The sequence below is a fragment of the Pseudomonas sp. GW822-FHT06D10 genome, from assembly GCF_058799535.1.
In genome coordinates, this window is sequence record NZ_JBXALN010000004.1 from 587,517 (window position 1) to 607,548 (window position 20,032).

General features: G+C 58.8%; 21 protein-coding genes and 1 pseudogene. 20 read left to right on the forward strand and 2 right to left on the reverse strand.

Annotated features, from left to right (window positions below; genetic code table 11):
• Positions 1 to 11: 11 nt before the first annotated feature.
• The 14 genes and pseudogenes from AC1RL5_RS16540 to AC1RL5_RS16605 all read left to right on the forward strand — a co-directional run.
• Complete coding sequence (locus tag AC1RL5_RS16540) at positions 12 to 764, forward strand: transporter substrate-binding domain-containing protein (protein ID WP_053150435.1); 753 nt, start codon at positions 12 to 14, stop codon at positions 762 to 764.
• An 86-nt stretch (positions 765 to 850) separates the two neighbouring features.
• On the forward strand, positions 851 to 1,570 hold the full coding sequence (locus AC1RL5_RS16545; protein ID WP_492589756.1) for an ABC transporter permease: 720 nt from the start codon (positions 851 to 853) through the stop codon (positions 1,568 to 1,570).
• The gene (locus AC1RL5_RS16550) at positions 1,567 to 2,277 is read left to right on the forward strand and encodes an ABC transporter permease (RefSeq protein ID WP_072451459.1); all 711 of its coding nucleotides are present in this window, start codon (positions 1,567 to 1,569) and stop codon (positions 2,275 to 2,277) included. Before AC1RL5_RS16545 ends, AC1RL5_RS16550 begins: the two co-directional genes overlap by 4 nt.
• 46 nt (positions 2,278 to 2,323) lie before the next feature.
• A complete protein-coding gene (locus AC1RL5_RS16555) occupies positions 2,324 to 3,565 on the forward strand; it encodes an NAD(P)/FAD-dependent oxidoreductase (protein ID WP_492589758.1) in 1,242 nt (413 codons plus the stop codon).
• Between the two features lie 16 nt (positions 3,566 to 3,581).
• Positions 3,582 to 4,382 (forward strand): amino acid ABC transporter ATP-binding protein, encoded by an 801-nt coding sequence (locus tag AC1RL5_RS16560; RefSeq protein WP_492589760.1) that lies wholly within the window; start codon positions 3,582 to 3,584, stop codon positions 4,380 to 4,382.
• 637 nt (positions 4,383 to 5,019) lie between these two features.
• Positions 5,020 to 5,703: a TIR domain-containing protein gene (locus tag AC1RL5_RS16565; protein ID WP_492589762.1), complete on the forward strand. Its 684-nt coding sequence runs from the start codon at positions 5,020 to 5,022 to the stop codon at positions 5,701 to 5,703.
• 154 nt (positions 5,704 to 5,857) lie between these two features.
• Entirely contained in the window at positions 5,858 to 7,027 is a 1,170-nt protein-coding gene (locus AC1RL5_RS16570; protein WP_181003089.1) for a toll/interleukin-1 receptor domain-containing protein, read from the forward strand.
• Positions 7,024 to 7,842, forward strand: a complete 819-nt coding sequence (locus AC1RL5_RS16575; protein ID WP_103408167.1) for a hypothetical protein — start codon at positions 7,024 to 7,026, stop codon at positions 7,840 to 7,842. Before AC1RL5_RS16570 ends, AC1RL5_RS16575 begins: the two co-directional genes overlap by 4 nt.
• A 551-nt stretch (positions 7,843 to 8,393) precedes the next feature.
• On the forward strand, positions 8,394 to 8,675 hold the full coding sequence (locus AC1RL5_RS16580; RefSeq protein ID WP_060843057.1) for a hypothetical protein: 282 nt from the start codon (positions 8,394 to 8,396) through the stop codon (positions 8,673 to 8,675).
• Positions 8,676 to 9,185: 510 nt separating this feature from the next.
• The gene (gene hxsD, locus AC1RL5_RS16585; RefSeq protein ID WP_258028957.1) at positions 9,186 to 9,554 is read left to right on the forward strand and encodes a His-Xaa-Ser system protein HxsD; all 369 of its coding nucleotides are present in this window, start codon (positions 9,186 to 9,188) and stop codon (positions 9,552 to 9,554) included.
• The gene (gene hxsB / locus AC1RL5_RS16590; protein WP_492589764.1) at positions 9,551 to 11,038 is read left to right on the forward strand and encodes a His-Xaa-Ser system radical SAM maturase HxsB; all 1,488 of its coding nucleotides are present in this window, start codon (positions 9,551 to 9,553) and stop codon (positions 11,036 to 11,038) included. Before hxsD ends, hxsB begins: the two co-directional genes overlap by 4 nt.
• Positions 11,039 to 11,043: 5 nt before the next feature.
• A complete protein-coding gene (hxsC, locus tag AC1RL5_RS16595) occupies positions 11,044 to 12,273 on the forward strand; it encodes a His-Xaa-Ser system radical SAM maturase HxsC (RefSeq protein ID WP_103408164.1) in 1,230 nt (409 codons plus the stop codon).
• Complete coding sequence (gene hxsA / locus AC1RL5_RS16600; protein WP_103408163.1) at positions 12,270 to 12,899, forward strand: His-Xaa-Ser repeat protein HxsA; 630 nt, start codon at positions 12,270 to 12,272, stop codon at positions 12,897 to 12,899. The genes hxsC and hxsA overlap by 4 nt, the downstream gene beginning before the upstream one ends.
• A gap of 2 nt (positions 12,900 to 12,901) precedes the next feature.
• Positions 12,902 to 13,084, forward strand: a pseudogene (locus AC1RL5_RS16605) (hypothetical protein); the annotation flags it as partial.
• 750 nt (positions 13,085 to 13,834) lie between these two features.
• Here the strand turns inward: AC1RL5_RS16605 and pdxR are convergent.
• A complete protein-coding gene (gene pdxR, locus AC1RL5_RS16610) occupies positions 13,835 to 15,238 on the reverse strand; it encodes a MocR-like pyridoxine biosynthesis transcription factor PdxR (protein ID WP_492589766.1) in 1,404 nt (467 codons plus the stop codon).
• An 87-nt stretch (positions 15,239 to 15,325) separates the two neighbouring features.
• On the opposite strand from pdxR, the gene AC1RL5_RS16615 reads away from it, so the two are divergent.
• From AC1RL5_RS16615 to AC1RL5_RS16625, 3 genes are read left to right on the forward strand one after another with little or no spacing between them, the layout of a single operon-like run.
• Positions 15,326 to 15,772 carry a GNAT family N-acetyltransferase gene (locus AC1RL5_RS16615; RefSeq protein ID WP_072444762.1) on the forward strand — a complete coding sequence of 149 codons (447 nt, stop codon included), beginning with the start codon at positions 15,326 to 15,328 and terminating at the stop codon, positions 15,770 to 15,772.
• Positions 15,769 to 16,389, forward strand: coding sequence for an NAD(P)H-dependent oxidoreductase (locus tag AC1RL5_RS16620; protein ID WP_145712999.1), 621 nt, complete (start codon positions 15,769 to 15,771; stop codon positions 16,387 to 16,389). Before AC1RL5_RS16615 ends, AC1RL5_RS16620 begins: the two co-directional genes overlap by 4 nt.
• A gap of 28 nt (positions 16,390 to 16,417) precedes the next feature.
• Entirely contained in the window at positions 16,418 to 16,849 is a 432-nt protein-coding gene (locus tag AC1RL5_RS16625; protein ID WP_011060488.1) for a carboxymuconolactone decarboxylase family protein, read from the forward strand.
• 244 nt (positions 16,850 to 17,093) lie between these two features.
• Here the strand turns inward: AC1RL5_RS16625 and AC1RL5_RS16630 are convergent, their stop codons facing one another.
• Positions 17,094 to 17,648 (reverse strand): hypothetical protein, encoded by a 555-nt coding sequence (locus AC1RL5_RS16630; RefSeq protein ID WP_169894005.1) that lies wholly within the window; start codon positions 17,646 to 17,648, stop codon positions 17,094 to 17,096.
• A 229-nt stretch (positions 17,649 to 17,877) separates the two neighbouring features.
• On the opposite strand from AC1RL5_RS16630, the gene AC1RL5_RS16635 reads away from it, so the two are divergent.
• The 3 genes from AC1RL5_RS16635 to AC1RL5_RS16645 are packed head-to-tail and all read left to right on the forward strand — an operon-like array spanning position 17,878 to position 20,030.
• The gene (locus AC1RL5_RS16635; protein WP_011060486.1) at positions 17,878 to 18,225 is read left to right on the forward strand and encodes a metalloregulator ArsR/SmtB family transcription factor; all 348 of its coding nucleotides are present in this window, start codon (positions 17,878 to 17,880) and stop codon (positions 18,223 to 18,225) included.
• 20 nt (positions 18,226 to 18,245) lie between these two features.
• Positions 18,246 to 19,529, forward strand: coding sequence for an arsenic transporter (locus tag AC1RL5_RS16640; RefSeq protein WP_019094718.1), 1,284 nt, complete (start codon positions 18,246 to 18,248; stop codon positions 19,527 to 19,529).
• A gap of 30 nt (positions 19,530 to 19,559) precedes the next feature.
• Complete coding sequence (locus AC1RL5_RS16645) at positions 19,560 to 20,030, forward strand: arsenate reductase ArsC (RefSeq protein ID WP_011060484.1); 471 nt, start codon at positions 19,560 to 19,562, stop codon at positions 20,028 to 20,030.
• Positions 20,031 to 20,032 lie beyond the last annotated feature (2 nt).

The following is a 20,032-nucleotide window of genomic DNA, read 5'->3' on the forward strand; positions in this document are numbered from 1 at the left end:
CGAGGTGCTCCATGAACAACGTCCTCCGCTTCGCCGGCGCTTGCGCCCTGGTCATCGCCGCCTCCACGGCCCAGGCCGAAACCCTGAAGATCGCCACCGAAGGCGCCTACCCGCCCTTCAACTACGTGGACTCCAACAACCAGCTGCACGGCTTCGACGTGGACATCGCCAACGCCCTGTGCAAGCAGATGCAGGTCGAGTGCCAGATCGTCGCCCAGGACTGGGAAGGCATCATCCCGGCGCTGCTGGCGAAGAAATACGACGCCGTGGTGGCCTCGATGATCGCCACCGACGAACGCAAGAAGAAGATCGCCTTCAGCAACCACTACTACCGCACCCCGCTGTCGGTGGCGGTGCCCAAGGACTCGGACATCACCGACGCCCAGACCAACTTCAAGGGCCGCACCGTGGGCGCCCAGGCCTCCTCGACCCAGGCCATCTACGCCGAGGACCACTACGGCCCGGCCGGTGCCGACGTGAAGTTCTACCCGACCCTGGACGAAGCCAACAGCGACCTGGCCGCCGGGCGCGTGGACGGGGTGATCGCCGACAAGTTCCCGCTGCTGGCCTGGGCTGAAAGCACCGGCAAGGATTGCTGCAAGATCATCGGCGACGTCAACGGCACCACCGCCGACGCCTCGATCGCCGTACGCAAGGAAGACAACGCCCTGCGCGAGCGCCTGAACAAGGCCCTGGACGAGATCGTTGCCGACGGCACCTACAAGAAAATTTCCAGCCGCTACTTCGCCTTCGACATCTACTGACCGTCCGCCTTTGCCGCTGCCCTTGCCCCGCGTTCCCCCGAGCGCGGCGGCGCCCTGCACGGTTCAATTTTCCAGAGGGTTCGCGCATGTTCGAACAGCTGTCACTCCTGTCCTTTGCCAGCGGCGGCTGGGGCTCGGCCCTGCTTGCCGGGGCCCTGGTGACCATCGCCCTGGCACTGGCCTGCGTGCCCATCGGCCTGCCCCTGGGCCTGGCCGTGGCCCTGGCCGCGCGCTCGAAAAACCGCTGGGCGCGGGCGTGGGCCACGACCTTTTCCACGGTGTTTCGCGGCCTGCCGGAGCTCTTGACCCTGCTGATCATCTACTACGGCTGCCAGATTGCCGCGCAGAAGACCCTCGGCGCCCTGGGCTACCCCGGTGAAGTGGCGATCAACACCTTCGTCGCCGCGATGATCGCCTTCAGCCTGGTGTTCGCCGCCTTCTCCAGCGAGATCTGGCTGGCGGCGTTCAAGACCCTGCCCAAGGGCCAGTACGAAGCCGCCCGCGCCCTGAGCCTGTCGCGGCGCACCACCTTCAACCGGGTGCTGCTGCCGCAACTGACGCGCATTGCCCTGCCGGGGCTGTCCAACAACTGGCTGTCGCTGCTCAAGGACACCTCGCTGGTGTCGACCATTTCCCTGGTGGACCTGATGCGCCAGACCAACCTCGCGGTCAGCGTGACCAAGGAACCCATGCTGTTCTACAGCGTGGCCTGCTTTGGCTACCTGTTCTTCTCGGCGCTGTCGGGGCACCTGTTCAGCTTTCTTGAACGGCGCTTCAACCGTGCGCAACGGAGCCTGCAACCATGAGCCTGGATGACCTGCTGAACCTGTTCCTCAACCAGGAACTGCTGGAACGCTACGGCCCGCGCTTTATCGACGGCCTGCTGGTGACCGCCAAGCTGGTGGCGATTTCCTTCAGCCTGGGCGCCGTGCTCGGCCTGCTGATCGCCCTCGGGCGGCTGTCCAGCAATCGTTTCCTGCGGCGCTTCACCGGGGCTTATGTGTACTTCTTCCGCGGCTCGCCGCTGCTGGCCCAGCTGTTCATGCTGTATTACGGCCTGGGCTCGTTCAAAGGCTTCTGGCAGGACGTGGGCCTGTGGTGGTTCTTCCGCGACGCGTGGTTCTGCACCCTGCTGGCCTTCACCCTGAACACCGCCGCCTACCAGGCGGAGATCCTGCGCGGCAGCCTGCTGGCCGTGGCCCAGGGCCAGCGCGAAGCCTGCAAGGCCCTGAGCCTGTCACGCTGGACCGCGTTTCGCAAAGTGATACTGCCGCAGTCGCTGCTGATCGCCATCGGGCCTCTGGGCAACGAGCTGATTTTGATGATCAAGGCCAGCGCCATCGCCTCCCTGGTGACCATCTACGACCTGATGGGGGTAACCAAGCTGGCCTTCTCCCGCAGCTTCGATTTCCAGATCTACCTGTGGGCCGCGGTGCTCTACCTGCTGATCGTCGAAATAGTGCGGCGCAGCCTCAAATACCTGGAAGGCCGCCTGGGCCGGCACCTGAACTGAACCCTTTAGCGGGCCGCCGCGCGGCCCCTGTCATAAGGACTGAAACATGCATTGCCAAACCCTCGTCCTGGGCGCCGGAATCGTCGGCGTCAGCAGCGCCCTGCACCTGCAGGCCCGCGGCCGCCACGTGGTCCTGCTGGACCGCCAGCCCCCGGGCAACGGCACCAGCCACGGCAACGCCGGGCTGATCGAACGCGCCAGCGTGATTCCCTACGCCTTCCCCCGGGAAGTGACCAAGCTGGTGCGCTACGGCCTCAACCAGCAATCGGACGTGCGCTACAGCCTGCGCCACCTGCCCAAGGCCGGCCCCTGGCTGCTGCAATACTGGCGCCACTCCTCGCCCAAGGGCCTGGCCGCCGCCACCCACGCCATGCTGCCGCTGATCGAACGCTGCGTGAGCGAACACCTGGCCCTGGCCCGCCCGGCCAACATGCTGCAACTGATCGCCGACGGCGGCTGGCTCGAAGCCTTCAACGACCCACAGGCCTTCGACTTCGCCCAACGCGCCGCCGCCGAACTGCGCGACTACGAGCTCAACTACCGGGTACTGGACCGCGCCGAATTGCTGGCCCTGGAACCCGGCCTGCACCCCGAAGTAGTAGGCGGCCTGCACTGGCTCGACCCCAAGACCGTCAGCGACCCCGGCGGCCTGACCCGCGGCTACGCCGAACTGTTCAAGCAGCGCGGCGGCCAATTCGTCATCGGTGATGCCCTGAGCCTGACCCAGATCGAAGGCGGCTGGCAGGTGCACAGCGAACTCGGCCCGATCACCGCCCAAGAAGTGGTGGTGGCGCTGGGCCCGCAAGCCAGCGGCATCTTCGAACCCCTGGGCTACCGCATTCCCCTGGCGATCAAGCGCGGCTACCACATGCACTACGCCGCCCTGCCCGGCACCCGCTTACAGCACCCGATCCTCGACCCGGTGGGCGGCTACGTCCTGGCGCCGATGGTGGGCGGTATCCGCCTGACCACCGGCATCGAATTCGCCGACCGCGACGACCCGATCAACGAAATCCAACTGCGCCGCTGCGAAGCCCTGGCCCGCCGCTTCTACCCCCTGGGCGAACGCCTCGACGCCGAACCCTGGCTGGGCCGCCGCCCATGCCTGCCGGACATGTGCCCAGTGATCGGCCCGGCCCCGCGCCACCCCGGCCTGTGGTTCAACTTCGGCCACGCCCACCACGGCCTGACCCTGGGCCCGGTGAGCGGCCAGCTGCTGGCACAGATGGTCACCGGCGAAACGCCCTTTACCGACCCCACCCCCTACCGCGCCGAGCGCTTCAACTGACCGACGGAGAACCGCCATGCAGACCCAGACCGCCCCGCTTCCCGCCGCCTCCCAAGCGCCCGTTCACCCCGCCGTCGATCCGCGTGAAGTGGTGATCGATATTGCCGGGCTGAACAAGTTCTACGGCGCCTTCCACGTCCTGCACGACATCGACCTCAAAGTGCGCCAGGGCGAACGCATCGTCCTCTGCGGGCCTTCCGGCTCGGGTAAATCCACCCTGATCCGCTGCATCAACCGCCTGGAGATTGCCGAAAAAGGCCAGATCCTGGTGGACCGCACCGACCTCTCGCAAAACACCCGCGAAGCCGCCCAGGTACGCAGCCAAGTGGGCATGGTGTTCCAGCACTTCAACCTGTTCCCGCACATGAGCGTGCTGGACAACTGCACCCTGGCACCGATGACCGTGCGCGGGTTATCGCGGAAAAAGGCTGAAGAGTTGGCGCGAGGGTTTCTGGCCAAGGTGGGCATCGAGAACCAGGCGAATAAATACCCGAGCCAACTGTCCGGCGGGCAGCAACAGCGCGTGGCGATTGCCCGGGCGTTGTGCATGGAGCCGAAGATCATGCTGTTTGATGAACCGACTTCGGCGCTGGACCCGGAGATGGTGTGCGAAGTGCTGGACGTGATGGTCAAGCTGGCCGATAGCGGCATGACCATGCTCTGCGTAACCCACGAGATGTGCTTTGCCCGGCAGGTGGCTGGGCGGGTGCTGTTTTTGGATGGGGGGCGGATTGTGGAGGATGCGCCGCCGGAGGAGTTTTTTGGGGCGCCGAAGAGTGAGAGGGCTAAGGCGTTTCTTGCGCAGATTATGCATTGAGATTGGAGGGCAGATTCGTTGTTACGGATGTGGCGGCGCCCTGCAACGAGTCTGGTTGGAGTTCCACAGTAAGCCAGGACCTCAGCGAGCTTACTGTGGCGAGGGAGCTTGCTCCCGCTCGGCCGCGCAGCGGTCGTAAACCTGAGTTTGCGATCTTTTTGGTGTACATGCAGCATTAGCCTGTATTACTCACTCCTGTACTCCCAAACCATCCTCGCCCTCTGTAGTCGGGAACAGGCTTTTGTAGAATTCTCCGAATCAGGCAGACTTCCCTAGCTCTAACACGTGAAACTACTGTGGGAGTAAAGCGCAGGTTGAAACAGATGCTGCAATGTTCGAAATTAGCAACAACCGACCAAAATCGAACACTGGTTGGCAATGGCTCTTCTATTTTTCGGGCTACACAAACTAGGATTCCAAACAGAACTGCAAAAACGAGCACTCTAACTACAGCTCCTTAGATTCGTCAATCTTGTATTTCCGATTGTATTTTTTGATTTTAGTCGGTTAGATTACTTCAGAAAAATTGACACTAGCGAAATTTTACATCTATTTTCCAAAAAAACCTTGACAACAACCAGGACAACTCCGCCTACAGCCCTTCGAAAACTGCGGAGACATATACAAGGAGAAAAATATGGGACGAAAAATATTCGTAACCTACAAGTATGCTGACGAACTAGTCCATTCTATCGATACCAACAAGACAACAGCACGTAGTTACGTAGACAAGCTTCAAGAATTACTCAAAGACAAGGAACACATTAATAAGGGAGAAGAGGATGACGCCGATCTCAGTGAATTCAAAGATGACACGATCCAGACCAAATTAGGGGAGAAAATCTTCGACAGCTCCCTCACCATCATTATGGTATCCAAAGGAATGATTAATCCGAAGACTCCAGAGATTGATCAATGGATGCCTTGGGAAATATCGTATTCTCTAAGGAAAAAAAATCGTGGCGATAGAACATCCAAACCCAATGCGCTCTTGGCAATCACCCTACCTGACGAATCCGGCCTCTATAGTTACTATATCGACGACGAATCCTGTCCACACTGCAAATGCCGCACACTGAAGACACAAAAACTATTCAAGATCATGAAGGAGAACATGTTCAACATAAAGCAGCCCAAATATACGGACTGCCCCCACCACACTACCGGATCGAAAGTCCACCTAGGTCAATCTTCTTATATTTATTCAGTGAAATGGTCAGCATTTATCGCCAACCCCGAATACTACATTGACCTAGCCATAAAAATCGGCGACAACATTGACGAATACAACATTACAAAACTGCTTAAACCAGAAAACTAGCGCAAGATAATTTTTCGTAACTCCGCTTCTCCAGCCACTGATAGATATATATCTATTCATAAACTACGGAGACTCGAGAAGCCTTCATATCATAGGCAATAGACAGATGATCGTAATTCTGCATAACGAGGCATGCAAGGATGTTGCCCAGAGCATGCAAACTGATCTCGTTGACACCTTTCAAGACCACGTATCTGTAGCGCTTGCATTGGACTCTAATTCCAACGTTTGGCCAGGCGAAGTGGAATGGAATGACATGTTGATTGTCCTCTACGATGGAACTTCACTCCCGAGAGAGGCGAATGAGTATGTCAAAACATTTTTGGCTAAGCGGCCCGATACAGCATTGATTCTCCCTGTCGCCGTCGATGACAAGTTTCCTGTACCGCCCGGCGCAGCCTCTGCTTATAAAGCGCTGCCTTTTAACAACGACTCGCTCGGAACCGAAGGCCGACTGATACGCCGCGCCGGCGCCATGCTGGGCCTCCGTCTCCAAGGCCGTAATACAAAGGTTTTCATCTCATATCGAGCCATCGATGGATCACAAATCGCTGAACAGATCTATGACCACCTCCTAGCACTAGGACATAAGCCATGGCGTGATGAGGCTAAGGAACTGGATGGCAATACCAAAATTCTGCCAGGAGAACCCGTTCAACAAGAAATTGAAAAAGCCCTCGCCGATGCGAGCTTGGTACTGCTCGTCGATACGCCAGAGTCCTACAACTCGAAATGGATCAAAGAAGAAATCAACACCGCTGACGGCATGTTGATTCCCATCCTTCCCGTGGTATTCAGGCTGCAAGGAGATAAAAAGAAAGGGCCCCGATTCAGGACGTTGTTGCATCTACAGCGCTGGATCGACATGACATTTGCAGACGCGCCAAAGAAGACAACTCTATCAACTTCAGACTTGGAAAAGATCACATTAGAAATCGAAACCTACCTCTGCGATATTTTCATTAGAAAATGTCGCATACCCTTCCTCGTCGAGAAATGTTTTAGGGATGCAGGATACGACTGGCAAGCATTGAATCGTGCACTTCTTATGTTCAAGTCACACCGGAAATTTTCCTTACGTTTGAGTCGGACAGTCCACAGTCATTGCTCCATATTTGATCAAATTTATGATCCTGCCCGTATACGATTCAAGAGCTTCCTGCAGACACAACCGCATGCCCATCACGCTCTCTTCGTATATGACGGTGATCTTTGGCCCGAGGATGATCTTAAAGATTACTTGGATGACGACATGATCGTTCTACACCACCAGGAGCTGTCTGCACTCTTGACTTCAAATTTTACGAAACTGGGGGACGCATGAGCGAAATCGAGCCGCACAACGCAAAAATCGACGTGTCATTGGAGGGCTTGGAAGTCAGCCTCTCCGGGGCCATTCCAGAACGCGAAAAGTGGACTGAACGAGCAATGGATCGAGGAATTCTCGAGTTCGTAGCGCTCTTTAGCGGTTTAGTCTTCAAGTACGGGGGCAGAGTCATTCATGGTAGCCACCCAAGCTTCACGCCCATAATATTGAGGCAAGCTCGGTTGCACTCGACTAGGACCGACAGACCACCAGTGACGTTGGTAATGTCAGACCTGTGGTACGCCGATTACTCGGCTGACGAGATCCAATCAATGACTGACGTCGCAGAATTAATTGTGACCAAAAAAATAGGTAACGGCACTGATACTCATGCACAAACTAGAAATGACAGTTTGACCGCAATGCGCAAGGTACTCATTGCAGCTCAAAACATGATGGTTGCAGTTGGTGGAAAGATGCACGAAAAGGATGGAGTCAACCCTGGCGTGGCCGAAGAGATGGCTCTTGCTGAGAGGCAAAAAATTCCTCGATATCTGATCGGGGGCCTCGGAGGTTATTCACAAAAACTGGCGAAAGAGCTGACACCAATAGCCCTGAACAATGAGCTATCAATGAAGGAGAACATAGAGCTTTTCAGCACTAATGACGTTTCCTCCTGCGTCAACATCGTCTTTGAGAGCCTGTGTAAACACTACTGGGCCAATAAGTGTATCAGGTTACCTTCCATAAACCTCTCGGACACTCAAGAGCTTATTCATACAACTATCCCACAGAAGAGAAAAGTAACGCGCCCTCGCCGGCCATCACTTTAAGTGAAACACCCAAACACTCCGCCACTCATCCAGAGTCGTATAATTTAACAAAAAAACTCGAAGACCGAGATATTATGAGAATGTACTTTAACTCAAAATCAATCATTTGATTAACTTGCATCATTGCGATATCTCCACTCTGGAGCGAAAGCCGACTTTAGCAGCCGATTGCTTTCGTTCCACACCCCCTCCTCATAATGCGCCTGTAGCAACGACAGACTTTTAGTACCAATCGCGGCCACAGGTCCAACACACCAACTCAAAAACTCCCTCCAATCCACAGTTGCGTCACTCAAGTTCCGCCCCTATAGTTCGCCCTCGCGGCAAAATCCGCGAACGACCTTGGCCGGTCGAATTACAACGACGCATCAGCGTCCAAAACACCATCGCAGACGCTTTTTTTGTGCCTGCGATTCTGTGTTATGGCGGCTGTGTGCGGGACACCTTCGGGTGTGCCGGTGTCGTTGTAGCCGGTCGGCCAACCCTCGCACAGCTGCCACCCTCAATTTGCTTGGCCGCAAACGGTGGAAGCTCTACAACGAGTAACGACCATGGACGATCAATCGATTTCCCGCTTCTCCCCCGTCGACACCCACGACGCCAACCAAGCCGTTTTCTACCTCGACACCCAAGCCTCTCTCAGCGATCTGGCCAGCAGTGCGGCCCATCGTTTCACCGTGGTGCGGGATCTGATGGACACGCTGTCCACGCTTAACCTGAAAGACATTGCCGACTGCGATCTGACGCGGGTCACCCGAGGGGTGCATCTGCTCACCCGGGAAGGTTGCGCGGTGCTGGAGGTGATTCAGTGGCGAACAGCGCAAGAGGCTTGAACGCCATTGAACTCAACAAGCGCGTAAAACGCGCTTGGTTTTGGCCTTTGATCTTGCTTTGGCTTTTGATCTGCCTGCCCCTTCAGGAGGCCGAACGCAGGCGTTGCGTAGGGGGCAGCTCGGCATGGATGCCGAGCTAGCCGCCCCAGGCCATGAATGGCCTGGGGCGGCGTGCCCCCGAAGCAATGCCGGAGTGAGGGAACACCGAGCCTTAGAGAGGTGCCGGATGCGGGGGCAGGAGCGTTTTGCTTACTTTTGCGCTGTTCAAAAGTGAGTCGCCGTAAGGGCGAAAGCGCCAGTGGCCGTGACCGCAGCAACGGATTTGTACGCCAAGCGCCCCAAGTGCATTCGGTAAGAAGGTAACTCCGCGTCATCGTTGACGAACTTCGCTGACAGCCGGCATCTACGGGGAAATCGCTGATTTACAGCTGCCATTCGCAAGACCGCCTAGCAGGGCGATTGCAGTCAAGAACGCGAGCGCAGAAATATTTTAAAAGAAAGCTGCGACGAATGATGGCCAATCGCCCAGGAACTCGGCAAAATCCGCACACTCTTCAGGGTTTTCAAGGATTGATGTTGATGACATGGCCAGTCACTCTGCACCTCAGCGATACCACATACCCTCTCAGCGCAGCACAAAGAACCGCCTATAGCTTGGCCGCTGAATTGGCTATTCAGATCACTCCTGAGCCTGGTTTTATCAACCTCACGATCTACCCTTCCAGCGCCCAAACAGCCCTCTCTATTGATCACGCACGGGCGCTAGTTCTCCAGCATCTGAATGACTTTGCTTTACGTGACCACATCCATAGTGAAACGGCTGGATTGCGAGAAGTCTTGGCACGTGCCGCACTCACTGGATGTGGGTTGCCTCAATGACCTTGATAGCCACCGAAACCCAAGGTTATCGCCTCCTGCCATTTCGCTTCATGCGTATGAGTTCAGGGAATGAACGGGATATTTTGCTTACTTCTGAAACAGGCGAGTACCTCCATGTCACCGATCCACAACTTCGAGATCTAAGTTTTAAGCGCGTACAACCAGGAACCTCTCTATACAAGGATCTACTCGCTCGTCATTTTATTTACGAGCCAGATCAACACGATCCAATTCCGGAGATGGCGGCGCAGTACCGCAGTCGGAAAGACTTCCTCCTGCAAGGTCCTGCATTACACCTGTTTGTGGTGACTCTGCGTTGCAACCATACATGTCAGTATTGCCAAGTATCACGTGCACCTTTAGGTGGCTCTGGACATGACCTTTCCGAAGCAGATGCACGTGCTGCCGTAGACCGCATGTTCGAGTCGAACGCTCGAGCCCTCACGGTAGAGTTCCAAGGTGGCGAACCTCTATTGGCCTTTGAACGCGTCCGCCAGATCATCGAATGGATAGTGGAACGGAACGTCGTGGAACAGCGCGATATCCAATTCGTCATCACAACCACACTCCATCACTTGACCGAAGAAGTTCTCGTCTTCGCCAAGAAGCATCACATCCAGTTTTCTACTTCGCTCGATGGACCGGCGTCATTACACAACGCTAACCGCCCCACTCCCTCCCGAGACTCTTATGAACGAACCCTCGACGGCATTCGTCGCGTCCGCGAATACCTAGGCCATGAAGCTGTCTCGGCTCTAACGACGTTAACAGCGAGGAGCCTTGAGCAACCAAGAGCGATCATCGACGAGTATGTAGCCCAGGGGTTTTCCAGTATCTCCCTTCGCCCCTTAAGCCCCTACGGTTTCGCCTCGAAGGGTGCACAACGGCTGGACTACTCGATGGAACGTTATTTGGCGTTCTACAAGGAAGCGCTGGCTTACCTGCTGGAAATCAATCAACAAGGTGTGTACTTATCAGAGAGCTACGCAAGTCTACTGTTAAAGAACATCCTGACGCCTTTCTCATCTGGCTATGTCGATCTGCGCTCACCTGCCGGTGCCGGCACCGCAGCCTTGGTTTATAACTACGATGGCTACGTATACCCATCTGACGAAGCAAGAATGCTGCTGGAAATGGGCGAGGATGGTTTGCGTTTAGGCAGCGTGCATCAGCCGTTAGCCGAGCTACTACGCTCACCAGTCATGGAAGCATTGCTAGCAAGTGGTGTTGCCGAAACACTACCGGGCTGCGTGGATTGCGCACTCGTCCCCTATTGCGGCGCCGACCCTGTGGAACACTTCGCACGCCAAGGCGATCCGATTGGTCACCGTGCCTTCAGTAGCTTCTGTAAGAAAAATCTAGGACTACTTCAACATCTATTCGAACTATTGAGAGATGGCGGCGATGATATCCAACGCGTCTTGCTTTCCTGGCTAAATCGTCGCGCCTACTCCGAAGTCCTCTTCCCTGGGTATCGAGGGTAGGAACGATGCTAAGAAAAGATACCCATTTCGAGATCCAGCATCTAATTGAACCTAAGCTGTTGAAGGTCGTCACCGTGGACGAACTCATTGAACAAGGCGTATCTATCTGCGCTGGGGACGTGAGCTTCGACGATCTAATACTGTGGCTGCCAGATGCCGAGCTTCAACATAACCCGCGCTTACTATCACTACCCGTTGGAGGCTTCCTTACTCCGGAACAACTTAGCGGGAATGCAGAGGTAGGCAAGCTGCACCTTCACTCCCCAAAAGATCCAGATGTCGTTCGCCCTGGTGACGTAATTGCTATAACACCTGGAAGCCCGATCGTCCGAGTTCTCTATCGACGCGGCTCCGACAGTAACCTGCTGTTCATGACTGATCGTTGCAACAGCCTCTGCTTGATGTGTTCCCAACCACCTAAGGATATTGATGATCGTTGGCACATTGAGGAGAACCTTCGTCTGATCGATCTAATGGATCCTGGTGAGGAGAACCTAGGCATCAGCGGCGGGGAGCCCACGCTCTACCGCGACGGTTTGTTGGAAATCTTAGCCAAATGCAAAACTGTGCTTCGACAAAAGTCTATTCATGTATTGAGTAATGGCCGACTGTTCAAGGATCCGAGTTGGATAGAGTCACTTGCTCATATCCAACATCCGCAACTAAGTTGGGGCATCCCGCTGTATGCCGACAACGCAAGAGATCATGACCACGTAGTGCAGGCACCAGGGGCCTTTAGCGAAACACTCCAAGGGCTGTACAACCTTGCTCGAGCCAACCAGATCATCGAGATTCGCGTCGTCCTCAACCGACTGACCACGCCACGACTTCCAGAGCTCGCTCACTACATTTTCCGTAATTTGCCCTTCGTACGACATATTGCACTGATGGGTATAGAGAGTACTGGCTTAGCCCGAAAGCACTATGAGGAGCTGTGGATTGATCCTCTGGATTACCAAGAGTCGCTAAGTCAGGCCATCTACTTTCTGCACAACCGAGGGTTGCCGGTCTCAATCTATAACCTCCCTCTGTGCCTGGTACCCGCGCATCTCTCACGCTTTGCACGCCAGAGCATCTCAGATTGGAAGAATCTGTTCATCGACACCTGCCAACAATGCGCCGCAGCTCATCAATGCTCGGGCTTTTTCAAATCTCATACCGCGCGCTGGCAAAGCCGTGGGATAAAACAACTATCAACTGAGGCATTCAATGCCTACGCAAGGAGCGCACATTGAAACTGCTTGATCGCTGGAAAATCCTGATTGGGGGCATGACCCTGTTGCCGGTCGCGAGTATCAACCTTGCCCAGGCCAACCCAATGCCACTTGCCGATACAAATTGGGAGCCACGGGAGAAGAGTCAGCCCCCAGTCTTTGCCGACACGCTCAATGCCCCTGATGCGACCAATATGTACGCAGCTCACCGCTCGCATAGTTCACACCGCTCGCACAGCTCCCATAGCTCTCATTACAGTGGATCAAGTGGCTATAGCGCGCCTCGCTACTACACCCCTCCTGCCACGAGCACTCGCAGCTACAACACACCAAGCAGCTCGAATTACGGCTCAAGCAGCTCTTCCGGCTCATCAACCAGCAGCTCTTTTTACCAATCATCTGGTACATCGACAGGCTCGACCTCAACGACTACGCGAACACGACCTAGCGAAGTACAGAAAAGCAACCTGGTCATACGAGTGCAAACGGCCTTAATGGTGCGCAGGTACTACCAAGGAGCAATCGATGGCGTGATGGGCAAAGGGACTCGAGGAGCGCTAATGTCGTTTCAAACGGACAACGGCCTGACCGTGAACGGGCAGATGGACACACCAACATTAAACGCATTGGGCATTCGTATTCCTTAGGTGCCAGCAGTGCGGCCCATCGTTTCACCGTGGTGCGGGATCTGATGGACACGCTGTCCACGCTTAACCTGAAAGACATTGCCGACTGCGATCTGACGCGGGTCACCCGTGGGGTGCATCTGCTCACCAGGGAGGGTTGCGCGGTGCTGGAGGTGATTCAGTGGCGAACAGCGCAAGAGCCCTGAACGCCATTGAATTCAATAAGCGCGTAAAACGCGCTTGGCTTTGCCCCGGCCTTTGATCTTGCTTTGGCTTTTGATCTTGCTCTTGATCTGCCTGCCCCCTCCAGAAGGCCGAACGCAGGCGTTGCGCAGGGGGCAGCTCGGCATGGATGCCGAGCTAGCCGCCATCAGGCCATGGATGGCCTGTGGCGGCGGGCCCCCGGAGCAATGCCGGAGAGAGGGAACGCCGAGCCTAGGCGAGGCGCCGGATGCGGGGGCAGGAGGCCTTTGGTTACTTTGGGTTGGCCGGCATTCCGGATCTCCAAAGTGACCCGCTGTAAGAGCGGAACCCTAAGCAGCCGTGACCGCAGCAACGGATATGTCCACAGAACCGTATGCAGCCAGGTGAAAAGCATCAGCAGGTTTGGCGAGGACTGCGTCCTCGCTGCGCTCGACAGCGGCTACAGGTTTCGATGGTCAGGGCCATCAGGAAACTGCTTACTTTGGCGCTCTTCAAAAGTGAGTCGCTGTAAGAGCGAAACCCTAAGCAGCCGTGACCGCAGCAACGGATATGTACGCAGAACCGTATGCAGCCAGGTGAAAAGCATCGGCAGGTTTGGCGAGGACTGCGTCCTCGTGCGCAGCCTCGCTGCGCTCGACAGCGGCTACAGGTTTTGGTCTGGCCCCTCAGCCTTCGCCACAGGGGTTGTGGCCTGCCAATTGGTGGGGGCTGCCACAGGAAAGACTCCAGCCTCAGCGGCCGTAGCCCGCTTTTCATCCAATGGCCCGAGCCAACCGCAGCGCCACACTCGCCGCCCGCTCGGCACTGAGCACATTGGTGAACCCCATCACCAACCCCTGCCTAACCCCATCCCCCAGATACCACTGCGACAACGGCTCCACCGCAATCCCCACCTCCCGCGCCCGCTGGGCAATCTGCACATCGTCCCCCTCCCCCAGCCCAGCCACCACATGCATGCCCCCGGCCTGCGGGTCCATCTGCAAACGCCCACCCAACGCCTGGTGCAACGCCTCCACCAGCCACTGCCGCCGACGCGCATACAGGCCGCGCATTTTGTTCAGGTGCCGGGCAAAGTGCCCCTCGTTGAGAAAGGCCGCGACGGTCGCCTGCTGCAGGTGCGGGCAGTGGTTGTGCAAACGATCCGCCTGACGGGCGAACGCTGGGGTCTGTTCGGTGGGCACCACCAGGTAGGCCAGGCGCAGGCCTGGAAACAGGACTTTGCTGAAGGTGCCGGTGTAGAGCACGCGACCTTGCTGGTCGAGGCTCTTGAGGGCCGGCAAGGGCTTGCCCTGGTAGCGGTATTCGCTGTCGTAGTCGTCCTCGATGATCCAGCTGCCTTGACGGTTGGCCCAGTCCAGCAGGGCCAGGCGCCGCGGCAGGGACAGCGACACCCCCAGCGGGCTCTGGTGGGTCGGGGTGACCACGGCAAAGCCGGCCTCCGGGGCGCGGGCGATGCCTTGGGCGACGTCCAGGCCCTGATCGTCCACGGGCACCGGCACCAACTGTGCGCCGGCTTCCAGCAGCGCGCTCCTGGCCATGAAGTAGCCGGGCTCCTCCAGCCAGCAGGTTTCGCCAGGGCGCATCAACGTATGACTGATCAGGTCGAGGCAGGCGCGGTAGCCGGCGCAGACGAAAATCTGCTCCGGGTGGCAGCTGATGCCCCGGGAAATCCCCAGGTAGGAGGCAATGGCCGCACGCAACGGGGCGTAGCCGCGCGCGTCCGGGTAGACCAGGCCTTCGACGCCCGCCTGGCGCAGTTGCCGGCCCGCCAGGCGGGTCCAGAGCTTGCGCGGAAAGGCGTCCAGCGCTGGCAGGCCCATTTGCAGTGCCAGCGGCAGCGTGCCGGCATGGGTGGCCTGGTAGGTCGTTGCAGCCACTGGGGCGCGCTGCACGGGCGCGCAAACCGGCGCCAGTTGCGGGGTGACAATGGTCCCGGCGGCCCCGCGAGCAGTCAGGTAGCCCTCGCCTATCAGCAACTGGTAGGCCGCTTCCACGGTGCCCCGCGCCAGGTTGAGTTCCGCCGCCAGGGCGCGAACCGCCGGCACTCGGTCCCCCGGACGCAGGCGGCCATCGGCGATAGACTCGCGAAACCGCTGGTAAAGCTGGCGATAGATCGGCGCCGTCTGGCTGCGGTCCAATTCGAAAGGAAGGATCATGGCCTAGTCATTTATGCATTTTTTGGCCCTGTAGCTTAAGCCATTGACCTTCTAAAGTGGGTCATCTCTTTTCAGCGGATGACGGACATGCCCTACACCCTTCAACACCTCGAAAGCGAAGCGGCCCTGGCGGCCAGTTTCGACTTGATGCGTGTCTTGCGCCCCCACCTCACCAGCCCGGCGGCCTATGTCGCCCAATGGGCCCGGCAAACCGAGCAAGGCTATCGCTTGCTCGCCGCGTGGGACGCTGAGCGCATCGTCGGCCTGGCGGGCTACCGCGAGCTGGAAAACCTGCTCTACGGGCGCTTCATCTACGTCGATGACCTGGTCGTGAGCCCGGACCTTCAGCGCAGCGGCTTGGGTGCGCGGCTGTTGAGCGCCGTGCGGGAGGAGGCCGTGCAGCGTCAATGCGATCACTTTGTCCTGGATACCGGCCTGCATATGCCCCTGGCCCAGCGCTTCTATTTCCGCCAGGGGCTGCTGGCCCGGGGCATGCATTTCACTCAACGACTTCAAGGTGGGGAGCCGGCATGAACAACCTGCTGCTGATCAACGCCAGCCCCCGTGGGCAGGTTTCCCATGGCAACCAGTTGGCACTGGAACTAGTGAGCTCCCTGCGCCAACGCTATCCGCACTTGGAACTGGTCGAACGCGATCTGGGGGCCAATCCGTTGCCCCCCCTGGGCATGGACTACGCCCACGCCCTGACCACCCCCACGCCCTTCGACGCGCCACTGTTCGAGGTGTCCGAGGGGCTGATCGGCGAGTTGGAGCGCAGCGATGCCCTGCTCATTGCCACGCCCATGCACAACTTCACCCTGCCGGCCGCGCTCAAGCTGTGGATCGACTACGTGCTGCGCATTCACCGCACCTTCAGCTCCGGCCCGGAAGGCAAGGTCGGCCTGCTCAAGGACCGCCCGGTGCACGTGCTGGTCAGTTCCGGCGGTTATCACCAGGGCGAACGGGCACGCCAACCGGATTTTCTGACGCCTTACCTGCGCCAGGTGCTGAACACCCTCGGCCTGTTCGACCTGCAGTTCACTTATCTGCAAGGGTTGGTGTTCGGTGACGAGGCCGTGCGTGCAACCCTCGACGAGGCCCGCAGCGCACTGTCCTTGCAGCCCCTGTTCAACCCTCTCGTTTGTGCCTGATCACTTTTTTCCCTATCGGAGTTTCACCATGAGCCAACTCAGACTGCCCTTTGCCACCCTGTCGCCAGCCGCCTATCAAGGCCTGCTCGCCACCAACACCGCCCTGGTCGCCAGCCCCCTGGGCTTGCCCCTGGTGGAACTGGTGTTTTTGCGCGTGTCGCAGATCAACGGCTGCTCGTTCTGCCTGGGCAAGCACTCACAGACCCTGCGCGAGTGTGGGGTGGCGCAAGACAAGCTGGATTGCCTGGCCGGCTGGCGCGTCAGCGAACTGTTCAGCGAACGCGAGCGCGCCGCGCTGGCCTGGACCGAAACCCTCACCTACGTCCACGACAAGGGCGCGCCGGACGAGCTGTACGAACCGCTGAAAGCGCACTTTAGCGACGTTGAAATTTCCGACCTGACCTTGGCCGTGTCCTTGATGAATGCCTTCAACCGACTGGCGGTGGGCATGAAGCTCTGAGAGCGAGGCTATCGTTGGCGGTGTTGGCTGTTGATCTTCCTGCCCCTGCGCACAGGAGGGTCGAAGGCAGTCATTGAGCCGTGGCCAACCCGGCAGGATGCCGGGTTGGCCGCCACCCGCCCCCAGGTGCACGCGGTAAGAAGGTGGCTCCGCGTCTTCGTTGGCGAGCTTCGCTGGCAAGCCAGCTCCTACAGGGGAAGCGATATCAGGTCGGTTCGGGGTCGCCGTTTTGCCTCCCCCTGCTCTACGCGAGAAAAGCTCCGCTGGCGCCGGCATCGGCCAATGCAAACAGCAGCGCTTCCAGCGCTTCTTCGGGCGCCGAGCCGAGGTCAATCTTGACCCTGTACCCCTCCTCCGTGGCCTCCGGGTCCGACACAAAGTGCAGCACCCCTTGCAGCCCTTCTTCGGTTGGCGAATTCTCGTCTTCGCCATCGAACCACTCAAAGAACCACGCCCGAATAACCTCAGAGGCCTGTTCCAGGCTCAAGCCCCGCACCTCCAGGGGCAACCAGTCCCAGCCAAAGGGCGAGATCACTACCGCCATCTGCTCGATCGCAAAGCGCACAGGCTCAAAGCCCAGCTCGGTTTCGGAGTCGACCTGCACCGGCTCGCCGGCCGAAGCGCCCTCGGCCGCAATCACATCCACCCGGCAAGGCGTGGCAATGGCCCCTTCAACCGCCAGCGAACCATCGCTGTTGCGGTAAGCGGGCTCGACATGCGCGGCCCCTTCTGCGGCGATACGCGCCAGGGTTTCGACATAGGGTTTACGAATGGCGGCAAGCAGTTCGCTGACGGTCATGGGTCTGATGACTTCCTTGGCAAGGGCCGTCGAGGGTTCTGTCTTCGACGGGAGGGTGATGGGTGGCTGAAAGGCCGGCGCAATAGTGCAATGGGCGGCCGTGCAACGTCCATGAAAAGCCACGCTCCTCTGGCCGCTCCCCCGCCATAGGCCTGCGTCTCGAAAATTTTGGCTTGCCCAATACATATGGATATTCGTATATTCGATTTTCCATATATAAGGAGCGAGCATGATCACGCCTCCCGAAGTCTTCAAAAGCCTGGCCGACGAAACCCGTGTGCGCGCCACCCTGCTGATCGCCGATCAGGGGGAGCTGTGTGTCTGCGAGCTGATGTGTGCACTCGACGACAGCCAGCCAAAAATCAGCCGCCACCTGGCGCAACTGCGCAGCAGTGGCTTGCTGCTCGATCGCCGCCAGGGCCAATGGGTGTATTACCGCCTCAACCCCGAGTTGCCGGGCTGGGTCCGGGAGATTCTGCATGTGACGGCCAAGGCCAACGCCGCTTGGCTCAAGGACAACGCCGCGCGCCTGCAGAACATGGATGGCCGCCCCGTTCGCGAAGCCGCTTGCTGCTGACCCCTATCGAGTGAACCTGCATGTTTGTCGCTGTGGCTGTTTTTCTCTTCACCCTGATTCTCGTCATCTGGCAGCCCAAGGGCCTCGGCGTCGGTTGGAGCGCCACGCTCGGCGCAATCATCGCGCTGGCGGTGGGCGCGGTATCGCTGCAGGACATTCCCACGGTGTGGGCCATTGTCTGGAACGCCACCGCGACTTTCATCGCGGTGATCATCATCAGTCTGCTTCTGGACGAGGCCGGGTTCTTCGAATGGGCCGCCCTGCATGTGGCGCGCTGGGCCAGGGGCAGCGGCCATCGGCTGTTCGCCTTCTGCGTGCTGCTGGGGGCGGCGGTGTCGGCGCTGTTTGCCAATGACGGCGCAGCGCTGATCCTCACGCCCATCGTCATGTCGATGCTGCTGGCGCTGCGTTTCAGCCCCGGAGCGACGCTGGCCTTCGTCATGGCCGCGGGCTTCATTGCCGACACCGCGAGCCTGCCGCTGGTGGTGTCCAACCTGGTGAATATCGTGTCCGCCGACTACTTCCGACTGGGGTTCGCCGAGTACGCGGCGGTGATGCTGCCGGTGAGCCTGGCCAGTGTCGCCATGACCTTGCTGGTGCTGTTCCTCTATTTCCGCAAGGACCTGCCGCACCGCTACGCCCTGGATGCGCTGCCGCAACCTTGCACGGCGATCCGTGACCGGGCCACCTTCAGGGTCGGGGGCTGGACCCTGCTGATGCTGCTGGTCGGGCTGTTCGCCCTGGAGCCCCTGGGTATTCCCATCAGCGCCGTGGCGGCGGCCTGTGCCGCGCTGCTGTTTGCCGTCGCCGCCAAGGGCCACCGGATCTCCACGCGCCGGGTGCTGCGCGAGGCGCCGTGGCAGATCGTGGTGTTCTCACTGGGCATGTACCTGGTGGTGTACGGCCTGAAGAATGCCGGCTTGACGGACCTGCTGGCCCAGGTGCTGAACCGCCTGGCCGAACAGGGGCTGTGGAGCGCCACCCTGGGCACGGGCCTGTTGTCGGCGCTGCTGTCCTCGGTGATGAACAACATGCCCAGCGTGCTGATCGGCGCGCTGTCGATACAGGCCAGCGAGGCACAGGGGCTGGTGCGCGAGGCGATGATCTACGCCAACGTCATCGGCTGCGACCTGGGCCCGAAAATCACCCCCATCGGCAGCCTCGCCACGTTGCTCTGGCTGCACGTGCTGGAGCGCAAGGGCCTGCGCATCACCTGGGGGTATTACTTCAAGGTCGGCGTGCTGCTGACCCTCCCGGTTCTGCTGGTCACCCTTTCGGCCCTGGCCCTGCGCCTGAGCCTCTGACAGCCGCCCAAAGCGGCAGGAGCCCCCCCCATGCGAGTCCTGTTCATGTGCACGGCCAACAGTTGCCGCAGCATTCTTTCCGAAGCCCTGTTCAACCATCTGGCGCCCGAGGGGTTTGCGGCGGTCAGCGCCGGCAGCTTCCCCAAGGGCCAGGTGCTGCCACGTAGCCTGTCGACCTTGCAGCAGGCCGGCATCGCCACCGACGGCCTGTACAGCAAGGGCAATGACGCCTTCGCCGACAACCCGCCGGATATTGTGATCACCGTCTGCGACAAGGCGGCCGGTGAAAGCTGCCCCGTGTATTTCGGCCCGGCGCTCAAGGCCCATTGGGGGCTGGCGGACCCGTCCGATGTGCGCGGTGAAGAGGCAGCGATCGACGCCGCGTTCCGCGCCACCCTGGCGCAGATCGAACAGCGCTGCGCAGCCTTCTTCGCACTGCCCTTCAACCACCTCAGCCGCGATCAGCTCAAGACCGAGCTCGATCGCATCGGCACGCTTTAAGG

Coding starts and splice junctions, on each gene's coding strand:
- AC1RL5_RS16540 (WP_053150435.1), top strand. CDS start 12: ATGAACAACGTCCTCCGCTTCGCCGGCGCTTGCGCCCTGGTCATCGCC.
- AC1RL5_RS16545 (WP_492589756.1), top strand. CDS start 851: ATGTTCGAACAGCTGTCACTCCTGTCCTTTGCCAGCGGCGGCTGGGGC.
- AC1RL5_RS16550 (WP_072451459.1), top strand. CDS start 1,567: ATGAGCCTGGATGACCTGCTGAACCTGTTCCTCAACCAGGAACTGCTG.
- AC1RL5_RS16555 (WP_492589758.1), top strand. CDS start 2,324: ATGCATTGCCAAACCCTCGTCCTGGGCGCCGGAATCGTCGGCGTCAGC.
- AC1RL5_RS16560 (WP_492589760.1), top strand. CDS start 3,582: ATGCAGACCCAGACCGCCCCGCTTCCCGCCGCCTCCCAAGCGCCCGTT.
- AC1RL5_RS16565 (WP_492589762.1), top strand. CDS start 5,020: ATGGGACGAAAAATATTCGTAACCTACAAGTATGCTGACGAACTAGTC.
- AC1RL5_RS16570 (WP_181003089.1), top strand. CDS start 5,858: ATGCAAACTGATCTCGTTGACACCTTTCAAGACCACGTATCTGTAGCG.
- AC1RL5_RS16575 (WP_103408167.1), top strand. CDS start 7,024: ATGAGCGAAATCGAGCCGCACAACGCAAAAATCGACGTGTCATTGGAG.
- AC1RL5_RS16580 (WP_060843057.1), top strand. CDS start 8,394: ATGGACGATCAATCGATTTCCCGCTTCTCCCCCGTCGACACCCACGAC.
- hxsD (WP_258028957.1), top strand. CDS start 9,186: ATGATGGCCAATCGCCCAGGAACTCGGCAAAATCCGCACACTCTTCAG.
- hxsB (WP_492589764.1), top strand. CDS start 9,551: ATGACCTTGATAGCCACCGAAACCCAAGGTTATCGCCTCCTGCCATTT.
- hxsC (WP_103408164.1), top strand. CDS start 11,044: ATGCTAAGAAAAGATACCCATTTCGAGATCCAGCATCTAATTGAACCT.
- pdxR (WP_492589766.1), bottom strand. CDS start 15,238: ATGATCCTTCCTTTCGAATTGGACCGCAGCCAGACGGCGCCGATCTAT.
- AC1RL5_RS16615 (WP_072444762.1), top strand. CDS start 15,326: ATGCCCTACACCCTTCAACACCTCGAAAGCGAAGCGGCCCTGGCGGCC.
- AC1RL5_RS16620 (WP_145712999.1), top strand. CDS start 15,769: ATGAACAACCTGCTGCTGATCAACGCCAGCCCCCGTGGGCAGGTTTCC.
- AC1RL5_RS16625 (WP_011060488.1), top strand. CDS start 16,418: ATGAGCCAACTCAGACTGCCCTTTGCCACCCTGTCGCCAGCCGCCTAT.
- AC1RL5_RS16630 (WP_169894005.1), bottom strand. CDS start 17,648: ATGACCGTCAGCGAACTGCTTGCCGCCATTCGTAAACCCTATGTCGAA.
- AC1RL5_RS16635 (WP_011060486.1), top strand. CDS start 17,878: ATGATCACGCCTCCCGAAGTCTTCAAAAGCCTGGCCGACGAAACCCGT.
- AC1RL5_RS16640 (WP_019094718.1), top strand. CDS start 18,246: ATGTTTGTCGCTGTGGCTGTTTTTCTCTTCACCCTGATTCTCGTCATC.
- AC1RL5_RS16645 (WP_011060484.1), top strand. CDS start 19,560: ATGCGAGTCCTGTTCATGTGCACGGCCAACAGTTGCCGCAGCATTCTT.